Consider the following 16783-nt stretch of genomic DNA (forward strand, 5'->3'; position numbering starts at 1 on the left):
TTCCGGAAATCGATAGTTGACTATCGGTAGGTTTCGGTGTGGCCGTCGCCCGCACACATCGGTGGCCGCACCGCGCCCCGCCCACCTCGCCGCCGTCGACCCGTCGACGCGCCTCGGGAAAGGAACGCAGATGATGCTCAGACGGTGGATGGCCGCCGGGTTGGTCGCCGTCGCGACCGCCGGTGTGTTGAACGCCGTACCGGCCGCCGCCGAACGGCCGTACGACCCGACCGCGCAGAGCCTACGGGCCCTAGGCCAGCGCCACGGCCTGTACGTCGGCACCGCGGTCGACATGGCCGCCCTCGCCGACCCCGCCGAGCCCCGCTACCGGGAGATCGTGCGCGACGAGTTCTCCACCGTCACCGCCGAGAACGTGATGAAGTGGGAATCCCTGGAGCCGACCCGGGGCACCTACGACTGGAAGGCCGCCGACGACCTCGTCGCCACCGCCCGGCGCAACGGCCAGAAGGTCCGGGGTCACGTGCTGGTGTGGCACAGCCAGCTGCCCAAGTGGCTCACCGACGGGGTGGCCGACGGCTCCATCGACAACACCGAGCTGCGGTCGATCCTGCGCAAGCACATCACCACCGTCGCCAGCCGCTACCGGGGCAAGATCTGGCAGTGGGACGTCGTCAACGAGGCCGTCAGCGACCCCTGGGACACCCCGTCCACCCTGCACTACAAGGGGTTCTGGGCCGAGCACCTCGGCCCCGGTTACGTGGCGGACGCGTTCCGCTGGGCGCGCGCCGCCGACCCGACCGCCCTGTTGTTCTACAACGACTACAACATCGAGGCGTTCGGCTCCGGCGACCCGGCCAACGACAAGACCCAGTTCGTCTACGACATGGTCAAGGGCCTGCTGGCCCGGGGCGTGCCGATCGACGGGGTCGGCAGCCAGGGCCACCTGGGCACCCAATACGGCAACTACGACACCCTCCAGGTCGCCGACGCGCTGCACCGGTTCGCCGGGCTGGGACTGTCCACCGCGTTCACCGAGGTCGACGTGCGCAGCCGGCTGACCGACGGGGTGCAGGCCGGCGACTCGGAGGAGATCAACCCACGGCTCCAGGCGTCCGCGGCGAACTTCCACGTGCTGTTGCAGGCCTGCCTGGCCGAGCCGCGCTGCCTGTCGTTCACCGTCTGGGGCTTCACCGACCGGCACTCCTGGGTGCCCGGCACCTTCGACGACCCGCCGCAGGGCCTGGCCACCATCTACGACGAGAACTACCAGCCCAAGCGGGCGTACCAGGTGATGAAGGCCGACCTGATCTACGCCGGACCGCCGTACGTGCGGATGCGGGCGACGCCGAAGCCGCGCCGGTAGGCCGGCCGGTGGGCGCCGACATCCTCGACACGGCCCGGGGCGGCGGGCGGACGGTCAGCCTCACCTTCGACGACGGCCCGAACCCCGCCGACACCCTGCGCCTGCTCACCGTCCTGCGGCGGCACCGGATCGCGGCCGTGTTCCTCCTCTGCGGCGGGCAGGTCGAGGCCCACCCCGAGGTGGTGCGCAGGATCGTGGCCGACGGCCACCACCTGGGCAATCACAGCATGCACCACGACGACATGACCACCTGGTCGGCCGAGCGGATCGAGGCGGACCTGCGGGAGACCAACGAGGCCATCCGGCGGGCCGTGCCGTCGGCCCGGGTCCGGTACTTCCGGGCCCCCTACGGGGCCTGGGGGGCGACCCCGGCGGTGGCCGCCGCACTGGGCATGCGACCGCTCGGGTGGCGGCTGGCCGTCGGGGACTGGGAGCCGCCGGGCACCGACGAACTCGTCCGCCGGCTGCTCGACGGGGTCACCCCCGGCGCGGTGGTGCTGCTGCACGACGGCGGCGGGGACCGCAGCCAGAGCGTCGCGGCGGTCGACCGGGTCGCACCCGTGCTGCGCGCACGACGCTGGCGGTTCACCCTGCCGGCCGGTTGACCCGCTGCCGGCCCGCCCCGGCGGAGCGGGCCGGCAGACCGGCTACGGCCGGTGCGGGTGGTGGGTGGGGGGTCGGGGTGTGCCCACCCACCCACCACGCCGTCGGGGTGCCGCCGGTCCACGTCCCTGGACGCGGCGGCACCCCGACCTGGCCGGTCACGGCCGGCGTGACCTACCGGACGACACCGGAGCCACCGCTGCTGCCGCCACCGCCGCGCCGGTGGTGGTCACGGGTGCGGTCGGACACGTTGCGCCGGCTCACCGACTCGTGCGACGAGCCGCTGTCCCGGCCGCTGGTGCGGGAGGTGTGGTTGCGGGACGTGTGGTTACGGGAGGTGACCCCGCTCCTACGGTGCGAACTGGCGGTGTCGGCGATCTCCCCCCGGGACTCCGTGTCCTGGTGGGAGCGCCTCGGCTGTTCCCGGGGGCCCCGGGTGACCATGAACGCGGAGCCGGCACCGTGCACAATGGCCCCGGCGTTGCCGGCCGTGGTGTCCTGACCCGGCGCGTAGCCGACGCCCCAGGTGAGCGCGCCGGCGGTGGCCACCGCGCCGTAGGCGGCCCGGACCAGGTCACCCTGCCGGCCCGCGCGCAGCGAGTTGACCACCTCCTTGCCCACCACGTACGCGCCGGGGCCGGCGGCCAGGGCCAGGCCCACGCTGTTGGCCACCGCGTTACCCCGCAGCCCGGCGGCGCCCTGCACGCCGGGCGACGCGACCATCGACACGAAGTTGACGATCTTCTCGTCGTTCTCGTAGATCCAGTTGCCGGTCGCCTTGATCAGGGTCATCACCCGGTTCGCGCTGTCCAGCGAGTGCTCGCTGGTTTCCCTGTCGTTCCACTCGACGCTGATCGAGTCCCCCGGGCCAGGGCTGCTGCGGCCCGAGGAGGTCGACGTGCTGTACGGCTGGCCCACGTCGGCCTGGTAGTCGGCCGCGCTGTACTGGCCGTAGCCCGACGGCACCGACGAGGTGCTCGGGGCGTCCTGGCTGTAGTTGCTGGGGGTGTAGGCGCCCGGGGTGTAACTGACCTGGCTGTAGACGCTCGGCGAGTAGACGACCTGCGGCTCGGACTCGGTCGGGGTGGGCGGGTAGTGGACGCTGTAGCTCTCGCTGCCGGTGGGACTTCCGGTCCCGCCCGGTGGCGGCTGATGGGGTGAGGACACCTGGGCTCCTTGATGCTCGACCAGCGGTTGACACGCTCTTTACGACCGGCCCGGCGTACCGGTTCAGCCGGCGGCCGGGGTTTCTCGCCGGTTCGCCTGCCACGGCGTCGCGGTGGCCCTGCCGGCGGCCCGCTCGGTGATCGCGGCGACCTCCTGACGGGCCTGGGCCGAGATCCGCGCCGCGTCCGGCTCCTTGTACCAGGGCCGCAGCGTGATCACGGCGGGTCGGATGCCGGTGGCGAGCAACAGCGCGGTCCCCTTCGGCAGGGCCCGGATCCGGTCCGGCGGCAGCACGTGCTCCTGCCGGTACGAGGTGGACCGGGACGAGCCGTCCCGGCTGCGCGAGACGCTGACGGTGCTCACGTCGTGCTGCCCGACCAGCTTGGAGACCTTCTCCACGAAGTCGGCGTCGTCGAGGCCCGCACCGAGCAGCTTGATGGTGGCCGCGCCCCACAGCGCGTCCATCCCGGCCTCGCCCCACACCCGGGACCCCTGCCGGTAGCTCTGCAACAGGGTGACCACGTTGATCCCCCGCGATCCCAGGTGCGAGTAGAGGTCCGGCAGGTCGGAGATCCGGCACACGTTCGCCGCCTCGTCCAGCACCGCCGTCATCGGCGGGTCGAGCCGGCCACCCATCCGTTCGGCGGCCACCACCCCCGCCCGCAGGGTCGCGTCGGCGAGCCCGGCGATCACCCCGGCGGCCGAACCGCCACCGTCCTTGGAGAGGAGGAAGAGGGTGTCCCGGCCGAGCACGTGCTGTTCCGGGCGGAACTGCGGCAGGTACGGGTCCGGGGACACCCAGGCCAGGATCTCCGGGTCGAGCAGGCACGCCACGCACTGCCGGGCCGTCTCGTAGATGCCGTCGCGGGTCTCCACCGCCCCGCGTACGGTGCCCTGGAGCTGCTCGGCCATCGCCGGCAGCCCGGCGTCGCGCAGCAGGTCGATCGGGGTACGGTCGGCCGGGTCGGCCAGCCAGCCGAGCAGCTCGGCGACGGGTGCCCGCCCCCGGGCGGCGGCCAGGAAGAGCGCGGTCAGGGTGTTCTGCGCCGCCGAGATCCAGAAGTCCTTCTTGGCGGTGTCGTCGTTGACCGACGCCACGAAGTGTCCCGCCAGCCGGCGGGCCCCCTCGATGCTCGTGCAGTCGGCGAGGATGTCCCACCACATCCGCCGGGGCACGTGGGCGATGCCCTGCGGGTCGAACGTCCACACCGTACCGACGCGTTCCCGTTCGGCGCGGGTCACCGCGTACACGTCGGACTTGTTGGAGGTGAGCAGCACCGCGCCCCGGGCCCGCAGCACCCGGGGCACCGCGATTCCTGTGGACTTGCCGGCCCGGGGGGCCATCAGGTCCAGCTCCACGTCCTCGAAGGAGGAACGCAGCTCCGGGCCGTTGGGCGACAGGTCGCCGAGCAGGTTGCCGGTGTCGTCCGGGGCGAGCTGCCGTACCCCGGCCAGCGAGGGACGCAGCTCCCGGGCACGGGCCGCGATCCCGGCGGGGGCCAGCGGGGCCAGGTCACGCACCCGGGCCAGCCCGACACCGCGCCCGCGCAGGTCCAGCAGCCGGCGTCCGGCGAGCACCCCCGGCACCACCAGCAGCAGCGCCACCACCAGCATTCCGGCGTAGACCGCGTACGGCGACGCGCCGGGCCACAGCGTGCCGGTGTCCCCGGAGATCAGCGCCAGGTACGCGCCGAGCGTGAACGGCGGCGGGTGCCACCCGTGCCCGGTCACCGCGGCGCCCAGGGTGCCGCCCAGCCAGGCGACCGTGAACAGCGCCGCGTTGGCGAGGACCACCAGGCAGAACGCCCAGAAGAACAGGTCCGCCCCCCGGGGCGCGCCCGACGACATGCGGCTCACGCCCGCCACCTCCGCTCACCGGCGGCGACCTCGTCGGCGGCCAGTTCCGGCCGGGTGGCCAGGTTGCCCAGTTCCGCCTCGGCCTCGAAGGCCGCCTGCCGGGCCGCCGCCCGCTCGGCGGCCTGCTGGGCGGCGTAGCCGTTCTGCACCCAGCGCTGGTTGGTGTCGTGCAGCCGGCGCTCGGTGTCGGTGATGGACACCCGGATCGGGATGCCGGGCCGGCCACCCACCTTGATCAGGAACCGGCCCCGCCCCGGTGGCTCCTCGTTGCTGCCGGTGCTCGCCCAGCCCGGTGGCGACGACCAGGAGGAGACCAGCTCGATCTCCCGTTTGGACAGCCCGATCACCCGGCCCAGGTCGGTCATCTCCGCCGCCGGCAGCCCGGCGCAGGCGACGATCCCGGCCCGTTCCACGAAGCCGCGCGCCTTGGCCCGGTCGGCGTCGGAGCCCAACGCCTCGGCGTCCTTGAGGGTGTGGGTGATCTTGGCATCGCCGAGGCCGAGCGACCGGTTGAGCCGGGTCAGCGCGTCGATCCGGTCGACGATGCCGGACGCCGCCCGCAGCGGCCGCCACAACTCGTCCAGGATGGTGAAGAACCAGCAGCGCGGGGCCAGCCCGGCGTCGGCCAGAGCGTGCGAGGCGGCGACCGTGCCCAGCCCCTCGGACCAGGCGGCCAGCATCGCCGCGGCGGTGAGTTGGGTGTCGGACTCGCCGATGCGGGAGATGTCGATGCACACCGCCGGGGCGTCCGGGTCGATCCGGGTGGAGGTGGTCGAGCCGAAGGTGTCGCCCAACGCCCCGTCGAGGATGCCCAGCAGCGACCGGTGCAGCGGGTCCACCGCGTCGCGGTAGCGGCTCTCCTGACCCCGGTCCAGGGTCACCGCGCGGACCCGGTCCGGCCCCTCCGCCAGCACCCGCAGCAGATCCGGCAGCAGCGGGGCCCGGCCCTGCGGGGTGTGTTCGCGCAGGTGCCGCAGGCAGGCCGAGAGCACCGACTGTTCGTGGTCGTCCAGGGCCCGGCCGCGCACGATGGTCAGCAGCGCCGCCACCATGTTCAGCACCCGGCCGTGCGTCTCGGCGGCCAGCGCCCGCCCGGCCCGGCCGCCGATCCGCTCGGCGGCCAGCCCCATCGCCCCCGGGTCCAGCACGTTGATCCCGCCGACGCCGCGCCCGATCGGGATCACCTGCCCGCCGAGGGCGCGGACCGTGTCCGCGTAGTCCGGCTTGAGGTCGCCGAGGACCAGCGGCACCACACCGGTCGCCGCCAGGCCCACCGCCATCCGGTTGATCAAAGTCGACTTGCCCAGGCCGGGCATGCCGAGCATGAACAGCGACGGGTTGGAGATGTAGCGGGCCCGGGTGAACCAGGAGATCGGATCACCGCAGACCGTGGCGCCGGTATAGAGGTGCTGGCCCAGCGGCACCCCGGACATCGGCGCCCCCGAGCCGGCCGAGAACGGCCACAGCCCGCACGCCTGCACCGTGGTGGCCCGCCACATGGTGGGCGCGTCGAGGTAGCCGACCCGGCCACCGCCGGGCCCCTCCCACCCCCGCGCCGAGGCGGGCAGCTCCCGACGGGGCCGGGGCGGCCGGGTGTTCTTCGGCGGTACGGGGGCCCCGTCGTCCGGGTCGCCGACCAGCCCGGTCAGCGCGGTCCGCGCCCCCGAGGTCCCGGCCGGCCAGCCCGCCCCGAGCCCGTCCGCGCGGACGACCGGTGCGCCGCTCACATCGCCTCCTGGAGTTCGTGTGGCAGCACGGTCTGCTCCCACGGAAGGATTCCGGCCGGCAGGGTGCAGGTGAACGCCGCCGCCTGCATCCGGTGGGCCGGCCGCATCGCGATGCGGGTCGCCCCGGTCATGTTGCGGACCAGCACCGACGCGTCGTCGAGCTGGGACCGGTCGTCGACGGTGACGGTGAGCATCAGCGAGAACTCGACCAGACCCGCCCCGGTGGCCTCCTCGGCGGCGGCCTGCTCGGCGGCGCGGACCTCGGCGGCGGCCCGCGCCTGCACCATGCCCCGCCCCGAGGTGGCCATGAACTGCGCCGTACGCCGGTCCGCCTCGACGATCCGGGCCGAGGTCGCCGGGTCGATCGGCCGGTAGAGCAGCGCCACCCGCTTACGGCGGGTCCCGGCGGACGCGTCGAGCATGGTGCGCAGCACACTGGAGCGCACCGTCCCCCGGGGAGCCAGGGTGAGCAGCCAGGTCCGGGACACCCCGGAGTCGTGCTGGTAGGCGTCCACCGACTCGACCGCCGCGACCGGCCCGCAGTCGGCCCACTCCAGCCCGGTCTGCCCGTGCTCGGCCCGGACGCTGAGCACCTCGGCGGCGCAGGCCGGGTCGTACGCCACCCGGACCACCTCGGCGATCTGCTCGGCCGACAGCGGCTCGGCGACACCCCCACCGGCCCCGATCAGCCCGGTCAGCAGGCTCGGCACCCGGATGGCCAGGTCGGTGACCACGTCCTGCGGGTCCCGTCGCGGCCCGCCCACCGGCGCGTAGGTGAGGGTGATGTACGAGTTCATCTCCGACGACGCCGACGGGTAGTCCTCGACCACCTCCTCCAGCACCGCGCGCGCGGCGGCGGGAGCGGCGGCGTCCAGCCGGGGCAGCACCTCCGCCGCGAGCCGGGTGCCCGGGTCCGGGGCGGTCTCCACCACCACCGACGCCCCCCGCAGCCCCGGCTCGTGGGCGAGCCGGGACAGCCACTCCCCCCACAGCGACACCCACGTGTCGACCTGCTCCGGGTCGACGAGCGACCCGCCGTCGGGTTCGCACCGCAGCACGATCGTGTAGAGGTTGCGGCTCTTGTGGTGCAGCACCCCGAACGGCCTGTCGTAGGCGTCCCGACCCTCCCGGGCGAGCACCCCGCTGAGCAGGCCGGGCGGCGGGAACCGGCCACCCGGTCGCGCCGAGAGCGGCCCGGAGACGTACAGGTGCTCGCGCCGGGACACCCGACGCGACCAGCCGATCCGCAACGTCAGGAGCTGGTACATGTTGCGGCCGTCCTGGGTGCGTACGGCCATCGGCAGCAGCGCCACCACCAGCGGCACGCCGACCACGAACGCCGCCTGCAGCGACGCCAGCGAGGCCAGCAGCACCAGCACCAGCCCGCCGAACACCCCGACCGTGCCGACCAGGCCGAGCGGGCCCAGCCCGGCCCGGCGCGGCCGACGCCAGTTGCCGTACGTCGGTTCGATGACGGCTTCGGTCGTCATTGCCTCCCCCTCGTCTCACCCGGGCGACGGCCGGCCGGCCGTCGCCCCGCGCTGTCAGTTGTGGCCGGCGTCGCCGTCCGCGCCCGACACGGTGCCGGCCGCCATGCTCCGGCCGGCGCGGGCCGCCCGGTGCGCCCCGTCGATCGCCGCCCCGACCGGCCCGGCCAGCCGGGCGGCAGAACCCGCGGCCGCCGCGGAGCCGCCCGCGTTACGGCCGGTGCGGCCCTCGCTGCCGGCCGGTCCCTGCCGGCCGGTGTCGCCCCGACTGCCCTGCGGCCCGCGAGCCCCGGACGGCGCTCCCCCGCCCCCGCCGCCGGAGGACAGGGCGGACCCGGCGACCCGTTTCGCGCCGGAGGCGACCATGCCGCCCGCGGCCGAGACGGCGGTGCCGGTCGGGTCGCCGGTGCCCAGCGCCGCCGTGGCCGGCACCACGATCTTGAGCAGCGCCGGCAGGGCGATCGCCGACAGCAGCAGCACGCCGATGCCGGCGATGCGGATGTGCGAGGAGTTCTGGGTCCGGCTGCCGACGGCGAGCATCTCCGCGCCGGAGAACATGATCAGACCGACGGCGGGCTTGTAGAGCAGCCAGGCCACCGTCCAGCCGATGTGCTTGCGCCACCAGCCGGCGCCCCAGTTCGTCATCGACGCGGCGGCGGCCAGCGGCAGGGTGCCGAGCATGATGGTCATCACGCCCAGCCGCAGGTAGAGCATCAGCACGTGCACGATGGCGGCGATCAGCAGCAGGAAGGCCAGCACCAGCAGCAGGAACGACTCGATGGAGGAGCCGTTGTCCACGCACGGCACCCCCATGATCACCTGCATGGCCGCCGACTTGAGCAGGTGGTCGGAGAAGCCGTCGGAGAGGCTGGCCGCCCGGCCCACCACCCACGACCCGGCCCCGGCGACCAGGATGACCCGCAGGAAGCCCTGCAGGGCGGTCCGTCCGGCGGTGCCCTTGCGTTCCATCGCCATCCGGGCGGCGGCGAACAGCACCGACCCGATCGCCAGGTACGTCACGACCCACTCGATCTGGTCGCTGATCAGGCTCGGTACGTCGTCCGGACCGCCCTCGGTCGTGGTGCCCAGCGTCGGCACCGAGGCGCTCAACTCGGCGAAGATCGAGATCGCGGCGGCCAGCATCAGGTTGGCGATCATCCGGACCAGGGTGCCGATCGGGTCACCCAGGAACGAGAAGAAGCCGGTGATGATGTCGAGGGGACTGGGAGGTGAACACCCGCCCATCTACTTCCTCCAGAGTGTGTAGCCGGCGCTGCCGGTGACCGTGCCGAGCGACGCGTGCACCACGCCGGCCCGCGACGGCGCGACCTTCCAGTCACCGGCGTCCCAGCGCAGCTCGACCAGGGTCGCCACGTAGCCCCCGGCGCCGGTCTTGACCAGCAGCTGCACCCGGGCGGCGTCGGCCGCGTACCGGACCAGGGCGAAGCCCGCGTAGCTGCCGCCGCCCCGGCTGGTGACGACCCCGGCGGCGGCCTCCAGCCGGGCCACCAGCACGTCGCGGCCCGGCCCCGGCAGCACCTGCCGGTCGGCCACGGCCCGCCAGGCGGGCCCGGCCAACTGGGTGGGCACGGCGTGCGCCGCCAGCACCGCACCGACCGGGGTGTGCGCGAAACAGCCCAGCACCCCGTCGGCGGTGCGCGACGGTCCCTGCGTCGCGGAGACCGGCACCCGGTCGCCGCCGTCGAGGGTCCGCCACGCCACGTCGTCAGGTGGCACCGCCGGCCCGGCCGCCACCACCGGTCGGGACGGACACTGTGCCACCTGTGCGTCGGCGGCGGTCCGGACCACCGGGTCGACCTCCGGCTGCCGGGTCGCCCCGGACACCCAGACCCCCGCCGCCAGCAACGCCATGCCGGCGAGGAACGCGACGGACAGCAGCCAGCCACGCTCGGCCCAGAACGGCGGGTCCGCCGGGGACCGGCCTCCCCCGCCGGTCACTGCGGCTGGCCTGCGGCGGTGCCGGCACCACCGAGGAAGAAGTTGGCCAACGGACCCGCGACGGCGACCAGGATGCAGCCACCGAGCACCAGGCCGAGGCGGGACATGTGCTCGGAACTCTCGCCCCGCTTCACCGAGACCGCCATCATCGTGCCGGTGATCAGCACCCCGGCCACCCCGGCGGCGGTGCCCGCCCAGGCGATCAGGCCCAGCAGCTTGTTCACCAGGGTGTTCAGCTGCCCCGGCGCGTTGGGGGTCGGGTTGATCCCGCCACCGGGCCCCGGGTCGGGGGCCATCGGGAGGCGGGCGAACAGGTAGGCCGCCGCGTACTGGGACAGGCTCGTGAACGTCATCGGAACAGCTCCTTCAGGGCAGGTGGCATCACCGGAGGCGTCAACGACGCTCCGGCGGTGACGGGGTGGGACAGGGCCGGCAGTGCGGGGTGCGCTGCGGCCGGCGGCGATCGGCTCAGAGTCCGAGGTCGCCGAAGAACATGACGAGCGGTCCGGCGGTCGCGCCGAGCACGCAGCCCATCGCGACGAACACCGCCCCGCGGAAGTGGTCACTCATTTCCCCGGGCACACCCCGGTTGAGTTGGATGGCCATCGAGATGCCGAGGATGAGCAGCCCGGCGACGCCCGCCGCACTGACCCCCCAGGCGAGCAGGTTCAGCAGGTCGTCGGCCGCGCCACCGGCCGGGTTGTACGGCGGCGGGGGCTGGAAGGCCGGCAGCGGGGAGGGTGCCGCCGCCGGAGCACGCGCGAGGAACGCGGCGACGATCCCGTACCCGGAGGTCACGGTGTCCTCCCCTCGCCGGCCGACCCGGTCGCCATCCGCAGCCGGTCCAGGGCCTTGGGCATCCGGGCGGGCTGCTGTCCCAGCCGCCACGCCGGAATCCACGGCACCCGGTGCACCGGCGCGACCGACCGCAGCACCCGGATGCGGCGGGCCAGTGCCGACGGCAGCCGGCCCGGGGCGTCGGCCAGCAGCACCAGACCGACCAGCCGCATGCCGGGCGGATGACGCCCCTCCCGCAGCGCGTTGAGCGCCCGGGACATCGCCCGCATACCCTCGGCGTTGGTCCGGGCGACCAGCATCACCGTGGCCGGCTCCGCCCGCGCGGCGTCCGGCCACCGGCAGCCGAGGTCGACGCCGCCGAAGATCCGGGACAGCGTCGTCGTGCCGGCGCCACCGTGCGCCGCGATCCAGCCCAGCCCCGTCTCGGACAGGGACCGCCGGGACCCCGCCGCCCCGGGACCGGTCCGGACGGACGGCGGCCCCGGTGGCATCCGCGGTGCCGGGTCGGTCATCGTCGCGGACCCCATGCACCCACCTCCTGTCGAATGTCGCTCCACTTCGTCGACGTCCCGGTTGAACCACCCCGGGTCCGGACCCGTCAGTACGGCGGGCCGGGCGGTCGACGGACGCCACTACGACAGGCCCCGCCACCCGGTTCACGCCGGGGACGAACTTTTTTCCACCGCGGTGGTGACCAGCCTGGGAGGCGACATGGCAGCGTCCGACAACGACGGCGCGGAGCCGACGCAAGGGTCGAACCGAAGCAGCGCGGCGCTGATCGGCGCGGCCGTCGCGGCCGGGCTGAGCTGCCTTGCCACCCCGGTGGCCGGGGTGGTCGGGGCCGCCGCCGTCTTCGTGATCGGCGCCCTGGGCGTGCTGCTGGCCCCGCTCGTCGCGCTGATCCTGTTCTTCGGTGGCGGCGGTGGGTCGGCCGACCCGGTCAGCGCCGCCGACGACTCGCTGGCCGCCGCGCAGGGCGACGGCAAGGGCACGCTCGACCCCGACCAGGTGCCCGAGGGGCTGGCGGACAGCATCGAGGACGCCGGGAAGACCTGCACCCAGATCGGACCCGTGGTGATCGCCGCACAGATCGAGGTGGCCTCCGGGTGGGACCCGGCGAAGGTCGGCCCGAGCGGGGAGAAGGGCATCTCCCAACTGCCGCCCGCGGTCTTCACGCGGTACGGCGAGGACACCGACGACGACGGCGACACCGACGCGGTCGACGAGGAGGACTCGATCGCCGCCCAGGCCAAGCACGTCTGCGCCCTGGCCGGGCAGGCCCAGGCCCTGCTCGACAACGGCGAGGCGATCGGTGAGGTGCTCGACCTGACGCTCGCCGCGTACGCCGTCGGCATCGACGAGGTACGCCGGGCCGGTGGCGTCCCCTCCACCAACGCCGCCCAGCTCTACCTCGCGCAGGTCCGGTCCCTGTTCGCGAAGTACCAGGGGCTCGGCGGTCCGCCGCCGTCGTTCCCGCCGACCGCCTCGCCCAGCCCCGCCTCGCCCAGCCCCGGAGCCTCGGGCGACTGAACCGTACCGACCGGCGGAACCGATCCGACCGGCAGACCGATGAGGAGTGTCCATGACGGTGACGACCCCACAGGAACAGACCCGCGCCGACGACGTGCCGCCGGAAGACCGCCCGCCCACCTCACCGTTCATCCTCTACCTGCGTGACGACGAGTACGTCGAGGAGTTGGAGCTGCTCAGCAACTGGGTCCGGCTGCTGCTCGTGCCGATCTACGCCCGGGAGGCGTCCTCGACCGCGCCGTGGTGCGGGCAGTGGTGGCGGCACCCCGAGGCGGTGGCGCAGCTACACGGCCTGTGGTTGGCCTGGCAGGAACTCACCGGCCCGGAGGCGGGACTGTGCGGCCCGGCCAACTGGCACCGCGACTACCTGGAACCGGTGCTGACCAGCCTGCGCAACCCGGCCGGGCCGTTCGCCGGCTGCAAGGCGGGCGCGCACCGGGCCAAGGAGATCCCGCACACCGACCCGTACTGACCACGGCGGCCCGCCCGACCCCGGACCTGCACGTCAGGTCCGGGGTCGGGCCGGCAGGTCCGGGTCGGGATTAGGCCGGCCCGAGCCCCGGCAGATCGGGGCCGGGCGGGCCGGGGCGGCTCAGCGGGAGATCGGGGCGGTGACGATCGCGGTGCCGTCCACCAGGCCCACGGTGACGAAGGCCAGGTCCGCGACCGGCAGCGACAGTTCGCCGGTCACCTCCTGCGGCCCGGTCGAGGCGGTCCAGTCCCGCACCACGTGGGTGACGCCGTCGCGGGTCACCGCGAACAGCCGGTACCGCAGGCCCTGGCGCAGGCCGGTGGCGGTGATCCGGATGGTGGAGCCCCGCCCCTCGTCGGTGGTGATCGCGACGGAGAGGCTCACCCCCTCGGCCGGCGCCTCCCCGGTCGCGGTGAGCACCACGCCGCTGCGGTCGCCGAAGCCGGTGACCGCGGCGATCCCGCCGGCCAGGACGACGGCCACCAGCGCGGCGGCCACCCCGCCCCAGAGGACCATCCGGCGACGGCGGGCCGGGTCGGCGGGGCGGGTGCCTCCCGGGCCGAGGGCCGTCGCGGGTCGGTCCCCGCCGGGGCGGCTGCCCGCCCCACGGCCGGTGGTACGCGGACCGGCACCCCGGCGGGCACCCCGTCGGGGAGCCGCGACCGGCGTGCCGGACCGCGGGTCCGGCGGTACGTCGGCGAGCGGGCCGGCGTCGGCGGCCGGGGCGGGGGTCGGGGTCGACCCGGCGGCTGCCGCCGGACCGCCGTCGGCGGTGGGTGCCGGCGGGGGCGAGTCGGCGGGCGGGCGGGCGACAGGCACCGGTGCAGCCGGCTGACCAGAACCGGTGGGGGATGGCGGGACCACGGGCGGCGGGTCGGCCGGCAGCGGGCCCGGTGGCAGACCCGCCGACGGCGCGTCGGCCGGCGTCAGATCGGCAGGCGGCGCGTCGGCCGGTGGCAGGTCGGCAGGGGGCGCAAGGGCCGGTGGCAGGTCGGCAGGCGGCGTGGCGCGGGCGCGGTCCGGCGGTGGGCCGAACCCGGGCGGTAGCGGGAACTCGGGCGTCAGGCCGACGAGGTCGTCCCAGTCGGCGGCGTCGAGCCCACCGAGGGCACTGGTCACGCCGCCCATCTCGCCCGCCGCGGACAGGCACTCGTCACAACCGGCCAGGTGGGCCTCGAACGCGACCCGGTCGGCGTCGTCGAGCGCGCCGAGCAGGTATAGAGCCAGGGCGGCGTGCTCAGCGGTGGGATGGTCACCCCCGGTGCGCATCACGCCCCCCTTCTCGACCCGGAGACACCGGTGACGGTGTGACGACCCCCGGGACGGCGGCCGTCCGGGAGATCGAGCGGGAAACCGACACGTCGCGTCATCACGACGACTCGGTCGGGCCGATCGCTGCGTGCAGCGCGCGCACCGCATAGTACGTTCTGGACTTTACCGTACCCTCCGGGATTCCCAGTCGCTGCGCGGCCTCGGCGACCGAGGAGCCCTTGTAGTACATCTCGACGAGCACCTCACGGTGTTCCGGTTTGATCTGCCGCAACGCCAACCGGACGGTGTGGGTGCTGACCACCCGGTCCATCTCGTCGTCGGTGGAGGCGAGCCGGTTGAGGTCGGGGATGGCCACCTCGGGCGGGCGGGACTGCCGGGCGCGCATCGCGTCGATGGCCACGTGCCGGGCGACCGTGTAGAGCCACGGGGCGATCCGGCGCGGGTCCTCCGCCAGCGTCTCCAGGTTCCGCCAGGTGCGCAGGAACGTCTCCTGGACCAGGTCCTCGGCGAGTTCCTGCCGGCCGAGGACGAGTCGGGTGAGGAACCGCAGCAGCGGTCCCCGGTACTGCTCGTGGATCCAGCGCATCAGGGCCTCGGGGGAGGCCCGTTCGGTCGCCGCGTCGCCGGTCACCCCGGGCGCTTCGTTGGGCACCGCCGACACAGAACGCCTCCCCCTGACGTACGGGTCGCCCCCGTACGGCCGCGCCGTCGTCTCGACGTCGAGCCCGCCTAGGAAGAGAGCATAACCGTGCTCATCGGACGGTCGACCGGGCCGTCGACCGGTCGACAGGAGCCGCCGGGTTGCGGCGGTGGACGGCGCCACGGTGGACGGCGCGGCGGCGGTCCACCGGTCGGTGTCGTACGCCGGGGCGACGAGGGTGGCCGCGCTCATCGGGTGAAACGCAGCCAGCGGACGTTGACGAACTCCTCGGGTTGGCCGCTGGCGAACGTGAGGTAGACGTCGTGCACGCCGGTCACCGGGCCGAGGTTCCCCGGCACGGTGACCCAGTTCTGCCAGCCACCGGTGCTGGCCACCGCGATGCTGCCCACCGGCGGCAGGCCGGGGGCGTCGAGGCGTACCTCGATCAGGCCGGAGACGCCCTGCGGCGCGCCGGAGGCCACCCGAACCTGGAACTGGGTCGCCGGCTCACGGCCGAAGTCGACCCCCCGGTACCCGGCCCAGTCGCCGTGGGCGAGGAAGCCCAGGTGCTCGCCGCCCTCACTGGAGGGTTCCTTCCGTACGCCCTGCTGCCGGTCGAAGCTGGCCGCCGCGATCTCCTGGCCCACGCCCCGGGCGGCGACGACGGCCGCCGGCCCCTCCACGACCACCGGCTCCTCGACGACCACCGGGCGCTCCACGACCACCGGGCGCTCGACCTCGGGTGCCGGCTGTCCGGCCGTGCCCCCGCCGAACGGGGTGAGCGTGATGGTCATCTCCCCGGGCGCGACGTCCTGGATGTAGGAGGCGTCGTCGGCGACGTCGTCGAAGGGGAAGCCGTACGCCCGGCCGTCGGCGCTGTGCCGGTGCAGCACCCGGGAGTAGTGGTTGGTCACCGGATGCTGGTAGTAGGCGTCCCGGCTGGTGGTCGGCTGGTCCGGTTGGTCGAGCACCGACCGGTTGAACCCGGCCCCGAGGACCGCCGCCACCGGACCGGAGAGCTTGTCGTTGGGTGCGGCGAGTGCGCCGTCGCAGTGGAACACGTTGAGCGTGGAGGGCCGGTCGAAGGCGCGAACCCCGCCGTCGAAGGCGAACCGCCCGTCGACCACCCGGCCCCGGACGGTGCCCTCCGCCCCGTGGATCCGCAGCTCGGAACGGCTGTACCGGTCCCAGATCTCGGCGATGTAGCCGTCGTAGTACGCCGGGTCGAAGCGGCCCGTCTCGATGCCCTTGCCCGGTGCGATGACGCGCAGCCCGTCGCCGACCACCAGCCGCTCGAAGCCGGGCTGGCGGGCCAGTTCGGCGAAGATCGCGTCCCGGCCGCCGTCGACCAGCTTGCCGGTGGCCTGCTCCACGTCACCGAGCAACCGGATCGACATCGGGATGCTGAACATGTCCACGGTGGTGGTGTTGCAGAACATGCCGGAGGCGTTGTAGGTGAACTCACAGCAGTCGTGCAGCACGCCGAAGCTCGGGTCGTCGGCCACCCAGCCGACCGGGTACTGCAACGCCGGCCGCCCGTTGCCGTCGGTGACCACGGTGAACCGCAGCTCGCCGTCGATGGCGAAGTAGATCCGACCCGACATCATCGGCAGGACGAACCGGGTCACCCCGGAATCGGCCAGCCGCACGCCGATGTCGGCGACCCCGTCCGGGCCGTTGTGCGCCGGGTCGGCCGGGGTGAACTGTCCGCTCTCCCGGACGTAGCCCATCGCCCCGGTCTCCGCGTCGGTGCCGACGACGTACATCCGGATCGCCGAGTTGGCGAACCTGCCCGTGCTGTTCACCACGTTCAGCGGCAGACCGCCCGAGGCCCGCGCCCGCGAGATCAACGGGGCCGCCACGAGCGGCACGCCGACCACGGCGGCGCCGGCGAAACCCATCCCGAGTACCCTGCGGCGAGAAAGCATCCCAAGCTCCGATCAACGA

Annotated in this window: 16 protein-coding genes; 4 read left to right on the forward strand and 12 right to left on the reverse strand. The window is 74.2% G+C overall.

Features of this window, described 5'->3' with window-relative positions; all coding sequences use genetic code 11:
• Nucleotides 1-130 precede the first annotated feature (130 nt).
• The gene (locus ACN265_RS15445; protein WP_420116212.1) at nucleotides 131-1324 is read left to right on the forward strand and encodes an endo-1,4-beta-xylanase; all 1194 of its coding nucleotides are present in this window, start codon (nucleotides 131-133) and stop codon (nucleotides 1322-1324) included.
• Between the two features lie 8 nt (nucleotides 1325-1332).
• A complete protein-coding gene (locus tag ACN265_RS15450; protein WP_204924436.1) occupies nucleotides 1333-1929 on the forward strand; it encodes a polysaccharide deacetylase family protein in 597 nt (198 codons plus the stop codon).
• A gap of 172 nt (nucleotides 1930-2101) precedes the next feature.
• Here ACN265_RS15450 and ACN265_RS15455 read toward each other — a convergent pair whose 3' ends face one another.
• From ACN265_RS15455 to ACN265_RS15495, 9 genes are all read right to left on the reverse strand, one after another.
• Nucleotides 2102-3094, reverse strand: coding sequence for a hypothetical protein (locus tag ACN265_RS15455; RefSeq protein ID WP_420115649.1), 993 nt, complete (start codon nucleotides 3092-3094; stop codon nucleotides 2102-2104).
• A 63-nt stretch (nucleotides 3095-3157) separates the two neighbouring features.
• Nucleotides 3158-4942, reverse strand: coding sequence for a type IV secretory system conjugative DNA transfer family protein (locus ACN265_RS15460; RefSeq protein ID WP_421411501.1), 1785 nt, complete (start codon nucleotides 4940-4942; stop codon nucleotides 3158-3160).
• Nucleotides 4943-4947: 5 nt separating this feature from the next.
• A complete protein-coding gene (locus ACN265_RS15465; RefSeq protein ID WP_421408338.1) occupies nucleotides 4948-6678 on the reverse strand; it encodes an ATP/GTP-binding protein in 1731 nt (576 codons plus the stop codon).
• Nucleotides 6675-8168: an SCO6880 family protein gene (locus ACN265_RS15470; RefSeq protein ID WP_204924438.1), complete on the reverse strand. Its 1494-nt coding sequence runs from the start codon at nucleotides 8166-8168 to the stop codon at nucleotides 6675-6677. The genes ACN265_RS15465 and ACN265_RS15470 overlap by 4 nt, the downstream gene beginning before the upstream one ends.
• A 54-nt stretch (nucleotides 8169-8222) precedes the next feature.
• The gene (locus ACN265_RS15475; protein ID WP_204924439.1) at nucleotides 8223-9410 is read right to left on the reverse strand and encodes a hypothetical protein; all 1188 of its coding nucleotides are present in this window, start codon (nucleotides 9408-9410) and stop codon (nucleotides 8223-8225) included.
• The gene (locus tag ACN265_RS15480; RefSeq protein ID WP_421408341.1) at nucleotides 9411-10124 is read right to left on the reverse strand and encodes a hypothetical protein; all 714 of its coding nucleotides are present in this window, start codon (nucleotides 10122-10124) and stop codon (nucleotides 9411-9413) included.
• Nucleotides 10121-10477, reverse strand: coding sequence for a hypothetical protein (locus ACN265_RS15485; RefSeq protein WP_211291545.1), 357 nt, complete (start codon nucleotides 10475-10477; stop codon nucleotides 10121-10123). Before ACN265_RS15485 ends, ACN265_RS15480 begins: the two co-directional genes overlap by 4 nt.
• Before the next feature lie 115 nt (nucleotides 10478-10592).
• A complete protein-coding gene (locus tag ACN265_RS15490) occupies nucleotides 10593-10922 on the reverse strand; it encodes a hypothetical protein (protein ID WP_420117848.1) in 330 nt (109 codons plus the stop codon).
• On the reverse strand, nucleotides 10919-11449 hold the full coding sequence (locus ACN265_RS15495; RefSeq protein WP_420117849.1) for a hypothetical protein: 531 nt from the start codon (nucleotides 11447-11449) through the stop codon (nucleotides 10919-10921). The genes ACN265_RS15490 and ACN265_RS15495 overlap by 4 nt, the downstream gene beginning before the upstream one ends.
• 184 nt (nucleotides 11450-11633) lie before the next feature.
• On the opposite strand from ACN265_RS15495, the gene ACN265_RS15500 reads away from it, so the two are divergent.
• Entirely contained in the window at nucleotides 11634-12452 is an 819-nt protein-coding gene (locus ACN265_RS15500) for a lytic transglycosylase domain-containing protein (RefSeq protein WP_421408344.1), read from the forward strand.
• 52 nt (nucleotides 12453-12504) lie between these two features.
• Nucleotides 12505-12924 carry a DUF4913 domain-containing protein gene (locus tag ACN265_RS15505; RefSeq protein WP_421408346.1) on the forward strand — a complete coding sequence of 140 codons (420 nt, stop codon included), beginning with the start codon at nucleotides 12505-12507 and terminating at the stop codon, nucleotides 12922-12924.
• 120 nt (nucleotides 12925-13044) lie between these two features.
• Here ACN265_RS15505 and ACN265_RS15510 read toward each other — a convergent pair whose 3' ends face one another.
• The 3 genes from ACN265_RS15510 to ACN265_RS15520 form a co-directional block, all read right to left on the reverse strand.
• Entirely contained in the window at nucleotides 13045-14193 is a 1149-nt protein-coding gene (locus ACN265_RS15510) for a zf-HC2 domain-containing protein (protein ID WP_421408348.1), read from the reverse strand.
• A 100-nt stretch (nucleotides 14194-14293) separates the two neighbouring features.
• Nucleotides 14294-14848: a sigma-70 family RNA polymerase sigma factor gene (locus ACN265_RS15515; protein WP_421408350.1), complete on the reverse strand. Its 555-nt coding sequence runs from the start codon at nucleotides 14846-14848 to the stop codon at nucleotides 14294-14296.
• Nucleotides 14849-15084: 236 nt separating this feature from the next.
• Entirely contained in the window at nucleotides 15085-16737 is a 1653-nt protein-coding gene (locus ACN265_RS15520; protein ID WP_421408352.1) for a beta-1,3-glucanase family protein, read from the reverse strand.
• Nucleotides 16738-16783: the final 46 nt, after the last annotated feature.

Source organism: Micromonospora sp. WMMD730, from assembly GCF_049178955.1.
Classification (GTDB): domain Bacteria; phylum Actinomycetota; class Actinomycetes; order Mycobacteriales; family Micromonosporaceae; genus Micromonospora; species Micromonospora wenchangensis.